At 69.6% G+C, this 17975-nt stretch carries 14 protein-coding genes and 2 pseudogenes; 10 read left to right on the top strand and 6 right to left on the bottom strand.

What is annotated here, in order from left to right; genetic code table 11:
• Nucleotides 1–122 precede the first annotated feature (122 nt).
• The 3 genes and pseudogenes from ABT057_RS25065 to ABT057_RS25055 all read left to right on the top strand — a co-directional run bounded on the left by ABT057_RS25065 (nucleotide 123) and on the right by ABT057_RS25055 (nucleotide 2025).
• Nucleotides 123–293 carry a hydrophobic protein gene (locus ABT057_RS25065; RefSeq protein WP_352345815.1) on the top strand — a complete coding sequence of 57 codons (171 nt, stop codon included), beginning with the start codon at nucleotides 123–125 and terminating at the stop codon, nucleotides 291–293.
• Nucleotides 294–803: 510 nt separating this feature from the next.
• The gene (locus tag ABT057_RS25060) at nucleotides 804–1499 is read left to right on the top strand and encodes an alpha/beta hydrolase (protein WP_352345814.1); all 696 of its coding nucleotides are present in this window, start codon (nucleotides 804–806) and stop codon (nucleotides 1497–1499) included.
• Nucleotides 1500–1559: 60 nt separating this feature from the next.
• Nucleotides 1560–2025 (top strand): annotated as a pseudogene (locus ABT057_RS25055) (cytidine deaminase family protein).
• A gap of 184 nt (nucleotides 2026–2209) precedes the next feature.
• On the opposite strand, the gene ABT057_RS25050 reads toward ABT057_RS25055, so the two are convergent.
• A complete protein-coding gene (locus ABT057_RS25050) occupies nucleotides 2210–2833 on the bottom strand; it encodes a TetR/AcrR family transcriptional regulator (RefSeq protein WP_352345813.1) in 624 nt (207 codons plus the stop codon).
• A 95-nt stretch (nucleotides 2834–2928) separates the two neighbouring features.
• On the opposite strand from ABT057_RS25050, the gene ABT057_RS25045 reads away from it, so the two are divergent.
• The 3 genes from ABT057_RS25045 (at nucleotide 2929) to ABT057_RS25035 (ending at nucleotide 5928) form a co-directional block, all read left to right on the top strand.
• Entirely contained in the window at nucleotides 2929–4365 is a 1437-nt protein-coding gene (locus ABT057_RS25045) for an amidase (RefSeq protein ID WP_352345812.1), read from the top strand.
• A gap of 446 nt (nucleotides 4366–4811) precedes the next feature.
• A complete protein-coding gene (locus ABT057_RS25040; RefSeq protein ID WP_352345811.1) occupies nucleotides 4812–5111 on the top strand; it encodes a hypothetical protein in 300 nt (99 codons plus the stop codon).
• Between the two features lie 190 nt (nucleotides 5112–5301).
• Nucleotides 5302–5928 carry a maleylpyruvate isomerase N-terminal domain-containing protein gene (locus ABT057_RS25035; protein WP_502973963.1) on the top strand — a complete coding sequence of 209 codons (627 nt, stop codon included), beginning with the start codon at nucleotides 5302–5304 and terminating at the stop codon, nucleotides 5926–5928.
• Here ABT057_RS25035 and ABT057_RS49245 read toward each other — a convergent pair.
• The 3 genes and pseudogenes from ABT057_RS49245 to tnpA form a co-directional block, all read right to left on the bottom strand.
• A pseudogene (locus ABT057_RS49245) lies at nucleotides 5925–6312 on the bottom strand (IS256 family transposase); the annotation flags it as partial. The gene ABT057_RS25035 and the pseudogene ABT057_RS49245 sit on opposite strands and share 4 nt — an antisense overlap.
• Nucleotides 6276–6638 carry a hypothetical protein gene (locus tag ABT057_RS25030; protein WP_352345809.1) on the bottom strand — a complete coding sequence of 121 codons (363 nt, stop codon included), beginning with the start codon at nucleotides 6636–6638 and terminating at the stop codon, nucleotides 6276–6278. The gene ABT057_RS25030 and the pseudogene ABT057_RS49245, both read right to left, overlap by 37 nt.
• Nucleotides 6639–6954: 316 nt before the next feature.
• Nucleotides 6955–7401: an IS200/IS605 family transposase gene (tnpA, locus tag ABT057_RS25025; RefSeq protein ID WP_352345808.1), complete on the bottom strand. Its 447-nt coding sequence runs from the start codon at nucleotides 7399–7401 to the stop codon at nucleotides 6955–6957.
• A 27-nt stretch (nucleotides 7402–7428) separates the two neighbouring features.
• On the opposite strand from tnpA, the gene ABT057_RS25020 reads away from it, so the two are divergent.
• The gene (locus tag ABT057_RS25020) at nucleotides 7429–8673 is read left to right on the top strand and encodes an RNA-guided endonuclease InsQ/TnpB family protein (protein WP_352345807.1); all 1245 of its coding nucleotides are present in this window, start codon (nucleotides 7429–7431) and stop codon (nucleotides 8671–8673) included.
• Nucleotides 8674–8777: 104 nt separating this feature from the next.
• On the opposite strand, the gene ABT057_RS25015 is transcribed toward ABT057_RS25020, so the two are convergent.
• Together ABT057_RS25015 and ABT057_RS25010 are read right to left on the bottom strand one after the other, a co-directional pair.
• A complete protein-coding gene (locus ABT057_RS25015) occupies nucleotides 8778–10196 on the bottom strand; it encodes an MFS transporter (RefSeq protein WP_352345806.1) in 1419 nt (472 codons plus the stop codon).
• A 238-nt stretch (nucleotides 10197–10434) separates the two neighbouring features.
• Nucleotides 10435–11337, bottom strand: a complete 903-nt coding sequence (locus tag ABT057_RS25010) for an NADP-dependent oxidoreductase (protein WP_352345805.1) — start codon at nucleotides 11335–11337, stop codon at nucleotides 10435–10437.
• 132 nt (nucleotides 11338–11469) lie between these two features.
• On the opposite strand from ABT057_RS25010, the gene ABT057_RS25005 reads away from it, so the two are divergent.
• The 3 genes from ABT057_RS25005 to ABT057_RS24995 all read left to right on the top strand — a co-directional run bounded on the left by ABT057_RS25005 (nucleotide 11470) and on the right by ABT057_RS24995 (nucleotide 17948).
• Nucleotides 11470–12084 carry a TetR/AcrR family transcriptional regulator gene (locus tag ABT057_RS25005; RefSeq protein ID WP_352345804.1) on the top strand — a complete coding sequence of 205 codons (615 nt, stop codon included), beginning with the start codon at nucleotides 11470–11472 and terminating at the stop codon, nucleotides 12082–12084.
• Between the two features lie 561 nt (nucleotides 12085–12645).
• Complete coding sequence (locus ABT057_RS25000; RefSeq protein ID WP_352345803.1) at nucleotides 12646–17208, top strand: CHAT domain-containing protein; 4563 nt, start codon at nucleotides 12646–12648, stop codon at nucleotides 17206–17208.
• 44 nt (nucleotides 17209–17252) lie between these two features.
• The gene (locus ABT057_RS24995; protein WP_352345802.1) at nucleotides 17253–17948 is read left to right on the top strand and encodes a hypothetical protein; all 696 of its coding nucleotides are present in this window, start codon (nucleotides 17253–17255) and stop codon (nucleotides 17946–17948) included.
• The last annotated feature ends 27 nt before the right edge of the window (nucleotides 17949–17975 follow it).

Genomic DNA, 17975 nt, shown 5'->3' with positions numbered 1-17975 from the left:
GGTGAGGTGAACACCCGTGGAGAAGCGGGGACCAGTTCCCGCAAGGACGGTGAAGAAACCAGGTGAATCGACCGTGTGTTCTTCTCTTCGCCGGGCACGAGGAGCGACGGAGGTTGATAACTATGGTTCCCCTGCTTCTCGTTCTGCTGTTGGCTCTCGTCCTCTTCGGCGCGGGCTTCGCGCTCAAGGCACTGTGGTGGATCGCCGTCATCGTGCTGGCCGTCTGGCTGCTCGGCTTCGCCATGCGCAGTGCGGACACAGGCGGCCGCAAGGGCCGCTGGTATCGCTGGTAACCACCGTCAGCAGCCGGCCTGTGGGCTCCGGGAACACCCGGGGCCCACAGCCCTGTCCCGCCTCGGGACACCGCTTCGGGCGGTTCGGCACGAGCGGCGACGGCATGCCGATCGGTGCGCGCGGGCTACGGCGGGTGCTGGAAAGCACGGAGTACGCCGAGGTGCGAGCCGAGTTGCGGGAGGCGGCGGCCGACGGCTGTGGGAGGGCCTCTACGGGCGACGTGGTTGGGGGTGGGGTCGGCGGTCAGGCGGTGTGGGGACGACGGGGGATGCTGTCTTCACCGGCGGCACCAGTCGGTTGCGGGGGGACCCCGCTGTCGGCGCCGGTAAGGGCGACGCCGCGTACAGTTCCTCGGCGACGGCGACGAAGTTCCTCAACTCGCATAAGCGAAGCAAAGATCGCGCCGCATCGTCACGTCTCTGCTTCGAGGACGACGGTGTCACCCCCTTGGTGACCCCGAACCTGCCATGATCGTGCCGTAAGCCCCGAGGACAGACACGGAGGTAGCGATGAGGGTCGTTTTCGTACATGGGGCTTGTGTGCGAGACGGGTCGTGGTGGTGGCACCGCACCGCCGAACTGCTGCAGGAGCGAGGGGTGTCGAGCGTGGCCCCGGCGCTGCCGAGTTGCGGCGAGGCGGGCCTGCCCGGCGGCGTCGGCGGTCCGGGGCTGACCGAGGATGTTGCCGCGGTGCGGCAGGTGCTTCAGGACAGCGACGAGCCGACCGTCGTCGTCGCCCACAGCTACGGCGGCATCATCACCGCGGAAGCCGCCGCGGGAATCGGGTCGGTGCGCCACCTGCTGCTGGTCTCCAGCTACCTGCCCGAGGTCGGGCAGAGCCTGTCGGATTTCGGGGACGGCGGCCCCGCCCCGTTCCTCCACGTCGACCCCGATGGCGGCACGTTCGGGGTTCGCCCCGAGCTGCTCGTAGACACGTTCCTGCAGGACTGCGACCCCGAGGTCCAGGCGCAGGCGGCGGACCACCTCGCCCGGCAGAGCGTGCAGGTGACCGGGCAGCCGGTCGGGGCGGCCGCATGGCAGCAGTTACCCTCGACGTACCTCGTCTGCGCTCAGGACCGGGGCACCCCGCCGCGGCTGCAGCGCGAGTTCGCCCGCCGGGCCGGCCGCGTCGTCGAGCTCGACGCCGGCCACCACCCGTTCCTTTCCCAGCCCGCAGCGGTCCGGGACCTCCTGCTGAGCCTGTGACTGCAGCCGCGGACGAGCCGGACCGACGGCGCTTCCGCCTCTCTGAGGGCTGTCCCCTAAATGATCTCTGCTGTGCCGACTGACCCGCTGAGTCAGGGCCACGTTCGCGACCACTCAACGCAGCTCCACCACGTCGACCATGAACTCATCCAGGCCGCGACGCGCATCGCTCGCACCCACTGTCGAGGCGACAACCACACCATGGCAGCCGCAGCCCGGGCCCAGGACGGCCGGATCGTCACCGCGGTGAACGCCTACCACTTCACGGGAGGTCCCTGCGCCGAGCTGGTCCTCATCGGTACGGCAGCCGCCCAGGGCGCCTACGAGCTGGACACGATCGTCGCCGTGGGCGACCGTGACCGGGGTGTTGTTCCCCCGTGCGGCCGGTGCCGTCAGGTCCTCCTCGACTAAATCCCCCTCCCTCAAGGTCATCGTCGGCGAAGAGGACCGCATCCGAACCGTCGCCATCACCGACTTGCTACCCGAGAGCTACATCTGGGCCGATCACCAGCTCGACACCGAGTAGACCGCGCCACTCAAACTCGAGCTGGTGCCGCCGGTCGACAACAGGGCGAACGTTGCCCGATCCGGCACTGGCTTGACGGGGGTCAGTAGAAGTGCGTGGCTCCCGCGCGGCCGTGGTGTCCGTAGGAAGGCGCAGCCGACACGGCACGCGCAAGGCGGTCAACTCCCCGAGTGCGGACGCCCTTTCATGGGTGGCTGGCGTGGAGGCGTTCCAAGAGGCGGACCAAATGCGCGTGCAGGGCGTCCTCGGCCTCCTCGGCGGTCAAGTGCCCTATGAGCACATGGCTGGTCAGGCCGTCCGCGAGGGCGAGCAGGGCCCGGGCCTCGCGCTGCGGATCGAGCGTCGCAGGGTCGTCGTCGGCCGGGCCGCTCTCGCCGGCCTCAGTGATGAGGCGGCCGAGGAGGCCATGGAGAGCCGCGTAACTGATCCTGAGTTTGGCGGCGAGTGGCTCGCTGACGGCGGCCTGGGCGACGAACGCGAGCCACACCCGTGCCTCGGCGCGGTGCTGTCTGCGGAGCAGGGCGATCTCGGTGGCCGCATGTCCCAGGGCGGTAGCGGCTGACTGGGCCGGGCTGCTGGACAGGCCGGCACGTACACGTTCGATGATGCGCTCGCCGACGTGGTCGACGGCGAACAGGAGCATCTCCTCCTTGTTGCGGAAGCAACGCTGCACGGCACCCAGGGAGACCTCTGCGCGGGTGGCGACGTCGCGCATGGTCACTCCCTCAGGTCCGTGTTCGTCGACGAGGAGGCAGACGGCCTCGGCGATCCGTCGGCGTCGGCTCTCGTAGTCCACCTGCTTGGGCATGTTCGGGCGCCTCCTTTTTCCAATACAAGCGTATCGCTTCTGGGTTATGGTTCCGACGCGAGCGCTTCGGCACATGAATCGGGAGGACAACAGTCGTGCGGGACACCCTGTGGAAGATGCCGGCCGCAGCCCAGGCAAAGGCGGTCCGGAATGGAGACGTATCGGCTGTCGAACTGGTCGAAAGTCACCTGGACCGCATCGCCGACGTCAACCCGCAGGTCAACGCGGTCACTCAGCTGATGGCCGACCGCGCTCGTGAAGCCGCGGAGCAGACGGATCTACGCCGGGCCGCGGGCGAAGAGCTGGGGCCTCTGGCCGGGGTGCCGTTCACGGTGAAGGAGACGACCGCCGTCGAAGGTGTGCCGACCACGATGGGAATCACGCGCTTCCGCGATCTGGTGGCGACGGCCGACGCACCCCCGGTGGCCCGGCTGCGTGCTGCCGGAGCCATACCCATCGGGCACAGCAACATACCCACCCTGGTCCTGGCCGGGATGCACACCCGCAGCGAACTGTTCGGCGACACCGTCAACCCGTGGGATCGGAGCCGGACTCCCGGAGGCTCCAGCGGCGGCGACGGAGTGGCCGTCGCCACCGGCATGGCTGCGCTCGGGCTCGGCAACGACTCCGGCGGATCAGTACGGATCCCGGCCTCGTTCTGCGGCGTGGCGGGACTGAAACCGACCGCCGGGCGATTCCCCGCCGACCACCGTGTTCTCGGCCCGGACGACCCAGGACCGGCCTCACAGATGCTGGTCACCGACGGACCCCTGGCCCGCAGGATCGCCGACCTGCGGCTGGCATACGAGGCGCTGGCCGGGACCGACCCGCGGGACCCGCGGGCCGTACCGGTGCCCGTCCGTGGTGAGCCGCTGCCGGGACCGGTGAAGGTCGCGGTCGTCGCCGATCCCGGCGGCCACGGCGTCCACCCCACGGTCCGCGGGGCTGTCGCGGCCGCGGCGGACGCGCTGCGGGACGCCGGGTACGCCGTGCGGGAGATGGCGGACGTTCCGCGGCTGGATGAGGCACTTGAGGCGTATCACCGGATCGTCGTGACCGAGTTCGCCCCGTCCTGGCCGATGGTGCGGACGCTGCTCGGCGAGGGCGGAGATCGCTACATCGAGATGACGATGGAGAAGACCCCGCCTGCGACCGCGGCGGAGTTCATGCAGCTGATGGGGGTCTGGCTGGGCATCCGCCGCTCCTGGGCGGAGTTCCTCGACGAGTACCCGCTGCTGCTGGGGCCGGTGTTCACCGAGCCGGCCGTCGAGCCGGGGCTGGAGTCACGCGACCAGGCAGGACGGGAACGAGTCGGCTCGGGCATGCGCCTGTGCACGGTGACCAGCTTCGTAGGCGTACCCGGGGTCGCCGTACCGACCGGAGTGACCGACGGCCTGCCTTCGGGGGTGCAGATCGTCGGGCGCGCGTTCCGGGAGGACCTCTGCCTGGATGCTGCCGAGGAGGTCGAGGATCGCCTAGGAGTGCTCACACCGATCGACCCTCGCCCGGAAGTCCCAGCGGCTACGCGGTAGGCAGTCCCACGACAGTGGGTGGCGGGACGGGCCTTCTTTCGGACCACACCATCACCCTCCCCGCGGAAGCTGGGCGTCGACGGCCGCCGACCACTGGCCAGGCACGTCGCAGTCGACCGTCCGCTTGGCATGGTGGTCTTCCCCGGCAGCGCAGCTCGGCCGCTGTTCACCGCGTGGCAGTCCGCGGCACAGTGTGAAGAGCAGTGAGCAGCGCCGTCGACTGCGTGCCCGGTACCGGCTTTCGGCACGCGGCAGACGGCGGGCGGGAATCCGTTCCCGCCGGAGAAATCTGCGTGTCAGGATGAGTGGTTTCACGCAGGCCTCCGTCCAGGACGACTGGGAGACTTGTCCGCCGCGGGCATCACCGAACGAGTGCGATCCTCTCCGCGAGCCGGAGATGTCCGCTGCACCCTGCAGCGGAATCAACAGACTGAGGAAGGAGCAACTTGTCCACGCAAACGGGCTTTTCCATTCAGGGGCGCCACAACCCGATGCAGGTGTTTCTCTACTTCATAGGCCTGACCGTCGAGGTCGACGGAAAGGCCCACAAGGGTGCCTGGCGCAGCCGCTTCATACCGACGACCCCCGGCTCACATCAGGTCAACGTGTACTTCCGCTACCTGTTCAAGACCCGCTGTTGCGAGGCCGGTATCACCGTCGAGGTGCGCGAAGGTCAGATGGTCGAGCTGGAGTACCGCGCCCCGCAGCTCATGACGTCGCCTGGTCGTCTTGCGGCCGTCCGCTGAATCGCGCCCGCGCTCTTCCGGTCCGACCGAGACGCGGGTCGTGCTCCGCGACGAACACGAGCCGCCGCTTGGATCGGGTGACTCGTGATGAGGGCCTGTCCGGAGGATCACAGGCAGAGCCGGAGGGAGCCGCCTCGGCGATCTCGGGCAACCGATGGCGACACAGCAGGCCGGCCGCTAGCCTGCCGATGTGATCTCCGCATTTCTCGACACCGCCGAGGTCGCGTCCCGGATGCTGCGTTCGCCCGTGTTGGCCGAACGTTGGGAGCAGCCGAGCGCGCTGGCCGAGTTCCGGGTCAGCGGTCTGGCCGGGCATCTGGCCCGGGCGGTCTTCAACGTCGAGCGGTGGCCGGCCGAGCTGCCACCGGTGGGCGGGACGCCCATCGATGCTGTCACGTACTTTCTGTCCGGCACCGGCCCGGCGCCGCATCTGGAGGATGCGGTGCCGCGTCGGATCCGCGCGGTGGGAGAGCAGGAGGCGGCCGTTGGACCTGCCGCCCTCGCCGAGGAGTTTGACGCCGCTCGCGCCCGGCTAGCGGTGCAGTTGCCGACCATGCCGCTCGACCGGCCTGTCGGCGTGTTCGGACACGTACTGCCGCTCGATCAGTGTCTGCTCACCCGGCTCGTGGAACTCGTCGTCCACCTCGACGACCTCGCCGTCAGCCTGGAGGCACCCACACCGTCGGTGCCGGCCGAGGCCACCGACTTGGTGATCGCCTGCCTCACCCGCATCGCCGTGGCTCGTCACGGCGTCCTTCCGGTGATGCGCACCCTGACCCGCCGCGAACGCGCCACCGTTCCGATAGCAGCCTTTTAGGCGGCTGCGTCCTCCACTCGCTCGACGAGGACGCCGTTCTCAAACCTGACGCCGGCGCGGACCAGGGGCACAAGGTGGGCCCCGGTGATCGCCCGTCGGCGAGCCTGAGCGGACTCGACGAGCTTGAAGACCATCGCGAGGGCCGCGGCTGGGCTGCCGGCGCCGCGGGGACCTTTGCGTGGAGCTTGACCGTGGAGAACGTCGACTCGATCAGAACGCCGGCAGTTCCTCGCAGCCGTCGGTGATCTTCGCGACGGCCTTGGGGAACCTGGTGCCGTAGGTTTCCGCGAACGCTGCGATCGCGTTCTCGGGAGTAATCGTCAATTCCTGTGGATCTTTGGTGCGCTTCAACCTTCCTCGGGCTTCTGGTCCTTGGCTTCGAGGAGGAGGCGGAGACGTCGGATCTCGGCGATCAGGCGGGGAATGTCCTGGCGGGCGTTGGCGATGAAGTGGGCGTTCTCGTCCCAGCGTTCGTCCGCGACGTCGACATATCGTGGCTGCTGGACAAGGGTGGCGGCCACGATCTGGTGGTGGTCGAAGTCCGGCCAGCGTTCGCCGGCTCCGGTGTCGGGGGCAGTACTGATGGCGACGAGGCTCATGGCAAAGTCGTCGTCCAGTTGGCGCACGTGCCAGGGGCCGGGAGTCGCAGCACCGGCAAGCTCCTCGATCTCGGCGAGTTCCTCGTCGGTCAGCGGATCGGGGGTGTCCATCAGGCTGCTTGCTCCTCGCGCTCGGCCAGCTGACCACGTTTGAAACAGGACCGGGCCCACATGCCCCAACGGGCGCAGTCCCGCAGCAGGCCCGCCCAAGCCTCGGACGACCCGCGGTAACCGTCGGTCATCAGCATTGACTACCGTGAGCACGCGCGTGCCTTCCCGGCCGACACGCCACGCCCGCACTCCCGCTCCAGGAAACGCTCTCGTCCCCGCTGAGTCATTCCTCCGCCATGTTTACCGGGTCTCTTGCAGAAAGCCCCGGCGTTCACGCCGGGGATGAATGCATCTCAGGACTGCTCTGACGTGCACCTCAGAGCGGACGTTTCTGCTGCTCGATGTACTGGCGGACGATCGCCAACGGTGCTCCGCCGCACGAGGCCGAGAAATACGAGGGCGACCACAGATGCCCGTGCATGATGGCGCGGTTGATCCGGCAGGTGAACTCTCCCCCAGCCTTCGGCCGGCCGGTGAACTCCTGCCGTATCCGGCGTGCGGAGACGCCCTTGAGGCTGTTGACCAGCTTGGAGACGGCGACCTTGGGCGGGTAGTGCACCAACAGGTGGACGTGATCGCGTTCGCCGTTGAACTCCTTCAGCTCCGCCTCGAAGTCCTCGCACACCTTGCGCATGATCTCCTCGCAGCGTGTCAGCATCTCGTCGTTGAACACCCCGCGCCGGTACTTCGTCACGAAGACCAAGTGCACATGCATCGCCGAAACAACATGTCTTCCACGCCTGTAGTCGTTCTGTCCGTCCATGAGACCAATCGTAGTAAGATCTTGGTTGTGCAGCTCCGCTACAACTACCGGGCCTACCCGGACGCCGCACAGCGCCGCGCGCTGGCGAGTGCGTTCGGGTGCGCCCGCGTGGTGTGGAACGACTGCCTGCACGACCGGAAGCAAGCGCACGCGGCGGGGCTGCCGTATGTGACATCGGCCGAACTGTCCCGGCTTCGCATCACCCAGGCCAAGCGCACCGAGGAACGCGCCTGGCTCGCCGACGTGTCAGCCGTCGTCCTGCAACAGTCCCTGCGGGATCTGGACACCGCCTACAAGAACTTCTTCGACAGCCTCAAGGGCAAGCGGCAGGGCCGCAAAGTCGGCCCTCCCCGCTACAAGTCGAAGAAGGACACCCGGCATTCGGTCCGTCTCAACACCAACGCCTTCTCTCTCCAGGACGACGGCACCGTGTATGTGGCCAAGGTCGGCAGCCTCAAGGTCAAGTGGTCCCGCCGCCTTCCGGCCGCACCCACGTCCCTGACCGTCACCAAAGACAGCTCCGGCCGGTACTTCGTCAGCTTCGTCGTGGACACCGAGCCGGACAGCCTGCCCGAGCTGGAGACCGAAGCCGGTATCGATCTCGGCCTGTCCGCCTTCGCCGTCCTGTCCGACGGCAGGAAGATCGACAGCCCGCGCTTCCTGCGCCGGGCGGAGAAGAAACTCAAGCGTCTTCAGCGGGAGCTGTCCCGTAAGGCCGAGGGATCGAAGAACCGGGCCAAGGCCCGTATCAAGGTCGCACGCCAGCACGCGCGTGTGGCGGACCGGCGTCGGGACTTCCACCACAAGGCATCCACACAGATCATTCGCGACAACCAAGCGGTGTACGTGGAAGACCTCGCGGTGTCCGGCCTCGGCCGCACCCGGCTCGCCAAGTCCGTGCACGACGCGGGATGGTCCGCGTTCGTGGGCATGCTGGAGTACAAGGCGGACCTGCACGGCCGCACCTTCGCCAAGGTGGACCGTGCCTTCCCGTCCTCGCAGGTCTGCTCGGCCTGCCGATTCCGGGACGGCCCCAAGCCCCTGCACGTCCGGGAGTGGACATGCAGCGAATGTGGCACCGTGCACGACCGCGACCACAACGCAGCCCGCAACGTCCTCTTCGAAGGACGCCGAATCGTCGCCGCCGGACGGGCGGAGACGCTAAACGCCTGTGGAGCGCCGGTAAGACGGGCACCCGTGCCCGCACAGCGCGGTGAAGCAGGAAGCCCCCGGAAGGGTCAGACGACCCAGGCCGGAATCCCTGGACTTTAGGCCAAGGAGCACGTCAAAGCACTCCCCCGGCGAAACCGTCACGACGCCCTCCAGCTTCATGGACGCGTGTCTTCCGTCATCGAGGGTGCGTCCCGGGCGTCGCGTCACCCCGCTGAAGGCCCGGCGTTCGACGTGCTCGTCAGGCTGTCTGTGGCGTTGCGTGTACGAACTGTCGCCCATCCGACGAGCGTTGCGGCGACGGCGGTGAGTACGAGACCGGCGAGGGTTGTCGCGTCCTGGAACTGCGCGGTCTGGTGTGCGCTCCAGTCCGGTGTGGCGATGTTGCCGGTGAACAGGCCTGCGAGGATGGTTCCGGTGACGGCGATGCCGGCAGCGGAGGTGACCTCGGACGCGGTGTCGACGAGGGCGGCGCCGATCGAGGTCCGGTTCTTCGGCAGGCCTCGCATCACGTTGACCCCGGCGACGACGCCGACCACACGCATCCCGGCGGCGACGAGCACGAGCGCGATCGCGACCCACACGTATCCCGAGCGGCCCAGCAGACCGTAGACGGCGAGCCCGGCCACGACCGCCGTGGCGCTGAGCCATGCCGCCCGGTCGAGACCGGCCCGTTCCACGAACCGGTTGACCAACGGGCCGGCGGCGACCAGGACGATGACCTGCGGCAGCATGCCGACGGCGGCGAGCGTGGGCGACCATCCCCAGTCGAGCTGCAGCTGCAGCGTCACCATGTAGCCCATGCCGGCGACCGCCAGCCCGGACGCGGCCTTGTAGGCCAGCCCGGCGGAGACGAGCGGGCGGGCGACGAGCTTCAGGTCCAGGAGCGGGTGCCGGGTCGAGCGCTCACGCAGGACGAAGAGGATCGCCCCCGCAACGGCCGCCGCGGCGGCTGTCCACGGCGCCCATGAACCGGTGCCTTCGTTGACGAACAGCGTCGGCGCGACGAGCGCGAGGACGACCGTCGCGGTGCCCAGCACGGCTCCGGGCACGTCCATCGGGTCTCGGTGCAGTTCGGCTGCGACGTCGGCAGCGATGCCGGAGCGTATGCCGATGATCGCGAGTACGGCGATCGGCACGTTGATCAGCAGCAGGACCTGCCATGGAGCGACGGCGAGCACGAGGCCGCCCGCCGTCGGGCCGATCGCGAGCCCGACCAGGCCGACGGTCGAGATCAGGGTCATCGCTCGGACGCGCAGACCGTCTTCGGAGAACAGACGGAAGGCGAGCGCGATCGACCCCGGGGTCGTCATCGCTGCCGCGGCCCCCATCACCGCTCGTACGGCGATGAGTTGCTCGTCCGTGGTGACGAACGCTGTCGCCAGGCTCGCCACGCCGAGCAGCACCAGCCCGACGAGCATGATCCGCCGTCGGCCGAACCGGTCGGCGATCGCACCGAACGCCGGCATCAGGCCGCCGAACACGACGGCATACACGCCTGTCACCCACTGCAGCGTGACCGTCGAGGCGTGCAGTTCGCGGCCGATCGTGGGCAGCGCGACGTTCAGGATCGAATTGTCCAGCATTTCGAAGAGAAACACCGCGGACAGACCGGCCAGGGCCATCCATGCCTCCCGCAACGACCGGGGTGTGCCAGGAGACTGCATCGCTGGTCGCTCACATTCGATTTCTCGTTCGTCCGGGTGGCGGTGGGCGCTCATGTGGATTCCTTGGGTGGGGTGTTGTGAGGCGCTTACGAGCGCGGTGGGACGTCCGGCGACCGGTCGCGGTGCGGAGCGCGACCACTCGTGAAAGGCACGATCGGCGACATGCACGATCGGCGCCATGGGCGATTGCGGCCGCTCAGTCGATCAGCAGAACGAGCTTGCCCCGCACATGGCCCTCCTCGCTGACTCGGTGCGCTTCGGCGACCTCGGCGAGCGGGAAGGTCCGCACCGGCGGAAGGGAGAAGCGCCCCGCCTCGATCAACTCGCCGATCTCGGAGAGCGCATGGAGCGCACGGCCGGAGTCGCCCCTGCTGAACGTCACCGCGTACTTCTGCGCGCCCTCGAAGTCCGCGACGGTCACGACATGTTCCGGGCCGCCGGTGAGTTCGATGAGCTCGGGCAGGACGCCGCTGCCGGCGACGTCGAGCGCGAAGTCGACGCCGCCGGGAGCGAGGTCCTGTACACGCCCGATGAGACCCTCGCCGTAGGTGACGGGCTCTGCGCCCAGCGAGCGCAGGTAGTCGTGATTCGCGGCGCCGACGGTGCCGATCACGCGCGCACCACGTGCCACCGCGAACTGAACCGCGGCGCTGCCGACGCTGCCGGACGCGCCGTTGACGAGCAGCGTGCTGCGGCCCCCGACACCGAGTTGGTCGAGCGCACGCATGGCAGTCTCGATGGCGGCGGGCAGCGCGGCGGCCGCTGCGAAGTCGAGCGACTGCGGGACAGGCGCGTAGGCGGACAACACCGCCAGTTCGGCCTGGGCCGCCCCGTCGGTACAGAAACCGAACACGCGATCGCCGACCGCCACGTCCGTGACGCCCTCGCCGAGCTCGTCGACGACCCCTGCCGCCTCATAGCCCAAGGTCTGCGGGAGCCCCTGATCCATCAGGCCCCTGCGCTTCTTCCAGTCGCTCAGGCTGACGCCGGCAGCGCGCACCGCGATCCTGACCTGCCCTGCTCCCGGCCGTGGGTCCGGAAGATCCGCGATCTCGAGGACCTCTGGACCCCCGAACCGGCTGAAACGGGCTGCCTTCATCATGTGCTCCGATCTCGACCACGGGGAGGCGTCTTGCCCACCTCTCGGCGATGAACTGGAGTGTACTCCATTTTTAGAGTTAACTATATTTTTTTGGCAGGATCCAACTATGGAGCTTGGTACACTTCCGGAGTGGCAGAACCTGGACTTCGTGAACTGAAGAAGGCACGCACCCGCCGGCTGATCGCCGAGACTGCGGCCCGGTTGTTCGCCGAACGGGGCTACGAGCAGGTGACAGTCAGCGAGATCGCGCGCGCGGCCGAGGTGGCGGAGCAGACGCTCTACAACCACTTCCCCACCAAGGAACAGCTGGTCACCGACCGCGAACAGCAGATACAGCAGCGGCTGAGCGACCTGATCCGCTCCCGGCCGGAGGGAACCAGCCCGGCCGCCGCCATCCGCGACTACGTCCTGGAGACGGTGTCGGCGATCCGCGGCATGCCTCAGGAGAACGCCCGCGGCACACTCGGCTATCTGGCGGCCATCAGCCCGGCGGTCAACCGACTGGCCCTGGAGCTGACCGACCGCCAGGCCAACGCGCTCGCCGCGGCCATCGGCGAGTCGAGCTCGATCGCACCGGAGATCGCCCGCCTGCAGGGCATCGCGCTGGCCGGCGTGTTCCAGATCATCATCAGCGAGTCGGGCCGCCGCGCCCGCGAAGGCCAGACCGTGACCGAGATAGCAGACGCGCTCCATCCCGAGATCGACAACGTCCTCACCGAACTGGATCATTGGCTGACCCGATAGCTGCCTTGCCGGTGCGGATCGGCTCGGACAGGGCCGAACAACGCAGCGCCCGGGCGGCGTTCCGCCGTGGTCGTGCTGCTCGTCGGTTTCGGCAGCGTCGCCACGGCCGGGGTGCAGCTGCCGACCTCTGTGGTCGGACCGGCGGCCGGGCGGACCTGGCTCGGCCTGGTCGCATCCGCCGTCTCCTTCGGCACCGCGACACCGACGCCGGCGTCGATGACGGGCCTGGGCGTGGGCCCACACTCGACCGCCGGGGCCTCTCCCGCCCCGGACCCGGCGCGAGCGGACGATCCGGTCCCGCCCGCCCGGGCGGCCCGCTGGACCACCGAGCCGGCACCCCGGCCGGCGCGACGCCGCCTCGTGCCGGCACCGGGGCGAGGCGGCCTTCCGGATCCACCAGCGCTTCCCCCGGGCGAGCGGCCACGCCGAGGTCTCGCGCGCCCCCCGCCCGTCCGACGTGCCGCGCTCCGGAAGGGGCCGTCGTGGGCCGGTGTCCGCCCGCCCGGCGCTGGGTAGCATCTCCGCCTCGGGTGCGGGGGCGTCCCGGGACGGGGGTGCGCGATGCTCGACTCGGCGTTGTTGTTCGTCTGGTCGGTGATCCGGGGAAGCACCGGCGAAGCGGCGAACGACGGTCCGCTCGTGAGCGAGGACCTGTCGAGGCTGGTCGAACTGCCGGACGACCAGCTGGTCGCGGCCCTGGAAGGCTACCGCGACGAAGATCAAGTCCGGCTGATCGTGGAGACGATCGAGTTCGTTCGTATCGTGTCCGAGGCGGATGGACTGCGCCCCGTGCTCAAGCCCCTGGCGAGGATTCTCGACGCCATGGCTCTTCTCATGGGCGACGCCCCGCTGGCCGACGAGTTCCGGGCGGACAGCCAGTTCCTGCACGGAGTGGCGGACGACGCCGACGGTGCCCTGACCGAAGCGGCACGCCGGTTCCGGTGGGCGGTGCATCTGGCAGCCGAGGCCGTTCAGGCCGGAAGACGGAGCGCCGTGACGCCGTACGTCCTCGGAGAGATCGGTGAGGCGGCGGTGGCCGGGGACCGTGCTGCGCACGGATCCGACGGCATCCGGCGCCCGGTGGAACCGGACCTGCGGCTGCTGGCTCTCGAACCGGCTTTGGAGAATCGCCTGCGGGACTCGGTTCGCGTCCGGCGATCGGCCGCCGTGTTCGTCGTTGAGCTCGCCCGGCCCTATCTGAGCCAGACGTGGGAGGCCGAACGCGGGCCCGAGACCGCGGAGGCCCTGCGACGGTGGACGCAGGAGCAGCCCCCGGGCGCGGAGAAGGAGTTGGCCCGGGCGGTGCGTCGGGTGCTCACCTCGCTGATGGTCGCGGGGCGGATCCCCCAGGCCGTCACTTGGGCCTGCCAGGGCGACGCGGCGCTCGGTCGGCTCGCGGCACACCCGCAAGGTTTGGCCGGGATCGCGGCCAACTATTACCAGTCGCAGGGCCGCCAGGACGTGGTCGCCGAACTCCTTGGCCATGCCCTGGCGGGCGGCCGTTACACCGAGGAGGAGGAGACAGGCCTCGTCCTGCGGCTCTCCTCCGTCCTGACCGCGGCCGGGCGCATGGAGGAAGGCGCCGCTCTGCTGCGCCGGTACGTGTCCGACCCGCCCCGGCCCGAGCAGCGGGACATCCTCGCCGCGCTGGTTCTGCATCTGCAGGGCCTGGAGTCCTCCGAGGCACAGTACTGGCAGGCCGCACTGTCCCGTGTGGCCCCCGAACGGGACACGGCCCGTCTCCTTCCCGACAGGAGCGGGATGCCGTCCGTGTCACCCTCCCCTTCGCCCGGACCGGTGCTCATGCACTATGAGAACGACACGGTGGTGGTGGCGCCGGAGATCGGTGGACTGCGCCCGGACGAGGTGATGGTCCACATGGCCGCCGCGCAGGTCCTCGGCTTTCCCGAAGGGCGGCAGTGGCTGCGGGACATGATGGAGCATGCCCCGCAGCTCGCGGCCCGGGTCTGCGCCCTGCTCGGTCTGCCGTACCTCACACGCCCCCAGCAGGAGGCCGTGACACTGATCGAGGAGGGGGAGGCGCATTTCCGATGCGCCGAGTGGGAGCAGGCGGCGTCGAAGTACCAGGCCGCCCTCGACCGGGAACCCGACAGTGGCCTTGCCCTGCTCCTGCTGGGGGAGGTGCACTTCGTACAAGGGCGGCTCGATCTCGCACGGGTTCACTACCAGGAGTCGCTCGCCATCGAGGAGTCGGCCCTGGCCTGGCGCTACCTCGGCGACACCTTCCGTAACCGGCCCAACGGCACCGAGGCGGCCCGCCACTGCTACACGCGCGCGCTGGAACTCGACCCCGAGTACGGATTCGTCCGGCTGCTCCTCGACGCGCTGCCGAGCCCCGTAGAGCCCGGACGATCCGTGAATCGCGGGTGGTACACGGCGAAACTGCTCGGCCTCTCCGCCGGCCACGGGAACACCGGGGGTGACACCGACCGGCCGGACCGGTCCACCCGTGGCATGCCCCGGGAGCGAGTCTCACCGGCTCATGTGGCTCCGGGCACGGACCGGGCCGGTCTGCCCATCTCCGGACCTGAGGACCCCGGCATCGATGCGGACACGCCGGCCCAACTGGAACGGACACTGGTCCGCAGGCACCCGGCCATGGGTCCGCTCCTCGACGCTCTCGACGACGACGCGCGGTTCGCAGCCTGGTTGGACGAGTGGTGGGCGGCCCACTGGAATGAGGTCGCCCACTACCTCTCGACGCTGGCCTTCTTGTGGAACGCGAGGGCCGGGAACCTGGAGCGGGCCTGGCTCCTCGCCCGTCGCAGCCTCCAGATCGTCGCCCGCCTCGACGAACAGTGGCCGGACGGCCGCACGGACGGCTTCGGCCGGGCCCGGCTGATCTCCGACCGGCTCAGCGCCCTGGCCCTCGTCCTCGACGGCATGGGGCGGCACGGCGAGGCGTACGCGCGGCTCCGCGAGGCCGAGGTCTGGCTGCACACCGACTGGCGGGAACGCGCCCGGGCCGGGGTGCCCCGGCGCACCGCCGTGGACCGTCTGGCCGGTTCGGACCCGGTGATCGAACTGACGAGGGAACTCCTGAGGCTGGCCGAACGCTGCGGCGACGCCGAGGCCGCGAAGACCTGCCGTCTGAGGCTCCACGAGTGGGGCCAGATCGTGCCTCCCACCGACCAGGACCGGATCAGCGACGTGATCGCCGAGGGCCTCCTCAGGCACCAGGGCGGTGACATGGACGGTGCGCTCGAGCAGTTGCACTCCGTCCTCGCTCTCACGGAGGAAGGCGACGGCCGGAACCGCCCGCTGATCGCCCTGGCCCATCGCCACCTCGGACGGCTGCTCGGCGGCCTCGGCCTGTGCCGAACCGCCCTGCATCATCTGGAACGCGCACGCGAACTGAACGCGGACAACGCCGACCGGTTGGCCCAGGACTGGACGGCCACTGCCGAGCTGCTGCGCGGACGGCCCGATCTGGGCAGCCCGGTGCTGGCCTACGAACAGGTGCTGCTGCTGTCCGGCGTGCCGGGCAGCGCGGGGGATCCGCTGCTCTGGCGCCCGCGCGGTCTCACCGCAGACGGTGCCGAGCGCCAGGCCCACCGCATCCTGTGGGTGGAGCGGGTCTGGCCCGTACTGCGTCCCATGGCGGAAACAGCCTGGGACGGGGGCGAGTTCGCCATGGCGACCGACGTCCTGGAACTCGCCGTCGACCTCGCCGACCTGGTCCGGGCGTCACAGCCCGACCCGGATCTGCGCCGCCGCCTCCAGTCCGAACGTGCGGAAACCTACGCGCTGTTGATGGAGTACAGCCTCAAGTTGGCTGCGGGGGAAGCGGAGACGGGTCACGATTCCCGACAGCAGGTCGCCCGGGCCTTCATGACGGCGGAACGGCTCCGGTCACGGCGGTTGCTCGACGTGCTGAGCACTGCCCGGCTCCGACCGCCCCAGGAGGTGCCCGCGGAACTCCTCGACCGCGAGGCGGAGTTGCTCAAACTCCGTGCCAAGGCCGAACGGCAGCGGATCGACTGGGCGGCACGTGACCGGACCGTCGCCGAACTGGAGGACGTCTGGACGAAGATGGGTGCCTACGGTGCCGATGCCCAGGAGTACGTCGGAGTGCGCCGCTCGACGGTCGCGGACCCGGCGACGGTGCTGGCGGACCTGGCCGGTGAACGCGTGGTGGTCGCCTCCTACGCCCGGCTTCCCGCGGGAGATCTGGTCGTGTTCGCGCTCACACCCGACCACGGGCTCACCGTACGCGCCGTCGACGGTGACATCGGGCAGATCACCCGCTTCGTCGCCGACAACATGGGCAGGACCCGGCGGGTACGGGAGCTGGTCGAGGACGCACCCGACCTCTTCCACGTCCTCGATCCGCTCGTCGCCCCGCTGGCGGAGCTGAGCCGGCCCGAGGACACGGTGCTGATCTGTCCCACGGGCGCCCTGCACCATGTGCCGTTCCACGCGCTGGCCCTGCCGGGGGGATCCATGCTGCTGGACCGCAACCCGGTGGCCTATCTGCCCACGGTGTCGGTGCTGCGCACGCTGCGCAGACGGCCACCGGGCGGAGGCGCCGGCGCTGTCGTCCTCGGTGACACCCTGGGAGACCTCCCGTATGCCCGTGCGGAGGCCGAGATCCTTGGCCGGCGACTTGGCGGCCGGCCGTTGCTCGGGCCGAAGGCGACCCGTGCGGAGGTGTTGCGCCGGGTTCCGGGGGCAGAGGTTTTCCACGCGGCGTGTCATGCCGCGTTCGACGCCGACGACCCGTTGTCGTCAGGACTCGTCCTGGCGGACGGAGTGCTGACTGCCCGGGACATCCTCCGGCAGGACTGGGACGGTCTGCGGCTTGCCGTGTTGTCGGCCTGTGAGACCGGTCTGGGGGACGAGAGCCGTACCGACGAGACCCTGGGGCTCAGCCGCTCGCTCCTGTACGCGGGCGCGCGGTCTCTCGTGGCCAGCCTGTGGCGGGTACCGGACGCGCCCACGGCGACGATCATGGGGGACTTCCACGACCTCACGCTGAGCGGCGAGGCCCCGGGGCAGGCCCTCAGGACGGCGATGCTCACCGCACGGAACCGATCCGGCCGCGGCCGGATCGACCAGTGGGCCGCGTTCTGCCTGCTCGGCGAGTGGCGCGCCGGGCCGTAGCCACGGCTCCCTTCCTGTTCCGTCCGGTTCCGTCGTGTACACCCGTGGAGGTCACCGTGCTGCTGTCGCGCGAACTGCCGGACCGGTTCGAGTTGTTGGCCCTCGTCGAGCCGGAGGTGGAGGAGGACCGGGATGAGCGGGGCTTCGAGGCTGTGCACGAGGAGGTGATCCGAACCATGCGGCGGGAGACCAGGATCGGCCTCGCACGGGGCACAGTGCAGTCCCTGGGCACCGGCGAACCCGGCCGCCGTGGCTACGACATCCCCCTGATCTGTGTCGTACAGACGCACCCCGAGTGCACCGTGCGCTGGTCGCGCCTGGTGCTGGACCTGTCGGTGACCGCGGGGGCCCGGGTGGAGGACATGGCGCCGATCCTGGTCGAAGGCCAGGAGCCGGTGGAGATCGAGACCACGCTCGGGGTGGGCCTGTCCTTCGACACGGTGGTGGCGGGGCTCGGCGCCGAGCTGACGCCACAGGTGACCCGGAGGCGTACGGTCTACTGCCCCCGGATCACCTCCTCCGGAATCGGGTTCCCAGCCGCCTGCTGGGACTTTCGCGCCTCCGACCAGGAGTTCCTGCACGTCAACGAAGAACTGCGGCTCCTGGCGTCGGCACCGGACGGAGCGCCGCTGAAGGCGCGGGTGACGCTCCGCGCCCGAGTTGTGCCGCGCGGCTTCGCCAGGGTGGTGGGTCTGACCGGGAAACTGGGCGTCCTGGACGTCGTCAGCCTGCTGGCCTGACCGTCGGACGGCCCGCGAGCCAGGTCG

Origin of the sequence: Streptomyces sp. NPDC002588, from assembly GCF_040295925.1 — a bacterium.
In the GTDB taxonomy this organism is placed as follows: domain Bacteria; phylum Actinomycetota; class Actinomycetes; order Streptomycetales; family Streptomycetaceae; genus Streptomyces.
Note: the sequence above shows the minus strand (reverse complement) of the source record. Positions and strands in the feature narration are given on the sequence as shown.

Excerpts from the sequence above, each read along its gene's own strand:
- ABT057_RS25050 (WP_352345813.1), bottom strand. The coding sequence starts at position 2,833 with ATGCCCAAGCAGGTGGACTACGAGAGCCGACGCCGACGGATCGCCGAG.
- ABT057_RS25015 (WP_352345806.1), bottom strand. The coding sequence starts at position 10,196 with ATGGCCCTGGCCGGTCTGTCCGCGGTGTTTCTCTTCGAAATGCTGGAC.
- ABT057_RS25065 (WP_352345815.1), top strand. The coding sequence starts at position 123 with ATGGTTCCCCTGCTTCTCGTTCTGCTGTTGGCTCTCGTCCTCTTCGGC.
- ABT057_RS25060 (WP_352345814.1), top strand. The coding sequence starts at position 804 with ATGAGGGTCGTTTTCGTACATGGGGCTTGTGTGCGAGACGGGTCGTGG.
- ABT057_RS25030 (WP_352345809.1), bottom strand. The coding sequence starts at position 6,638 with ATGGACACCCCCGATCCGCTGACCGACGAGGAACTCGCCGAGATCGAG.
- ABT057_RS25010 (WP_352345805.1), bottom strand. The coding sequence starts at position 11,337 with ATGAAGGCAGCCCGTTTCAGCCGGTTCGGGGGTCCAGAGGTCCTCGAG.
- ABT057_RS25000 (WP_352345803.1), top strand. The coding sequence starts at position 12,646 with ATGCTCGACTCGGCGTTGTTGTTCGTCTGGTCGGTGATCCGGGGAAGC.
- tnpA (WP_352345808.1), bottom strand. The coding sequence starts at position 7,401 with ATGGACGGACAGAACGACTACAGGCGTGGAAGACATGTTGTTTCGGCG.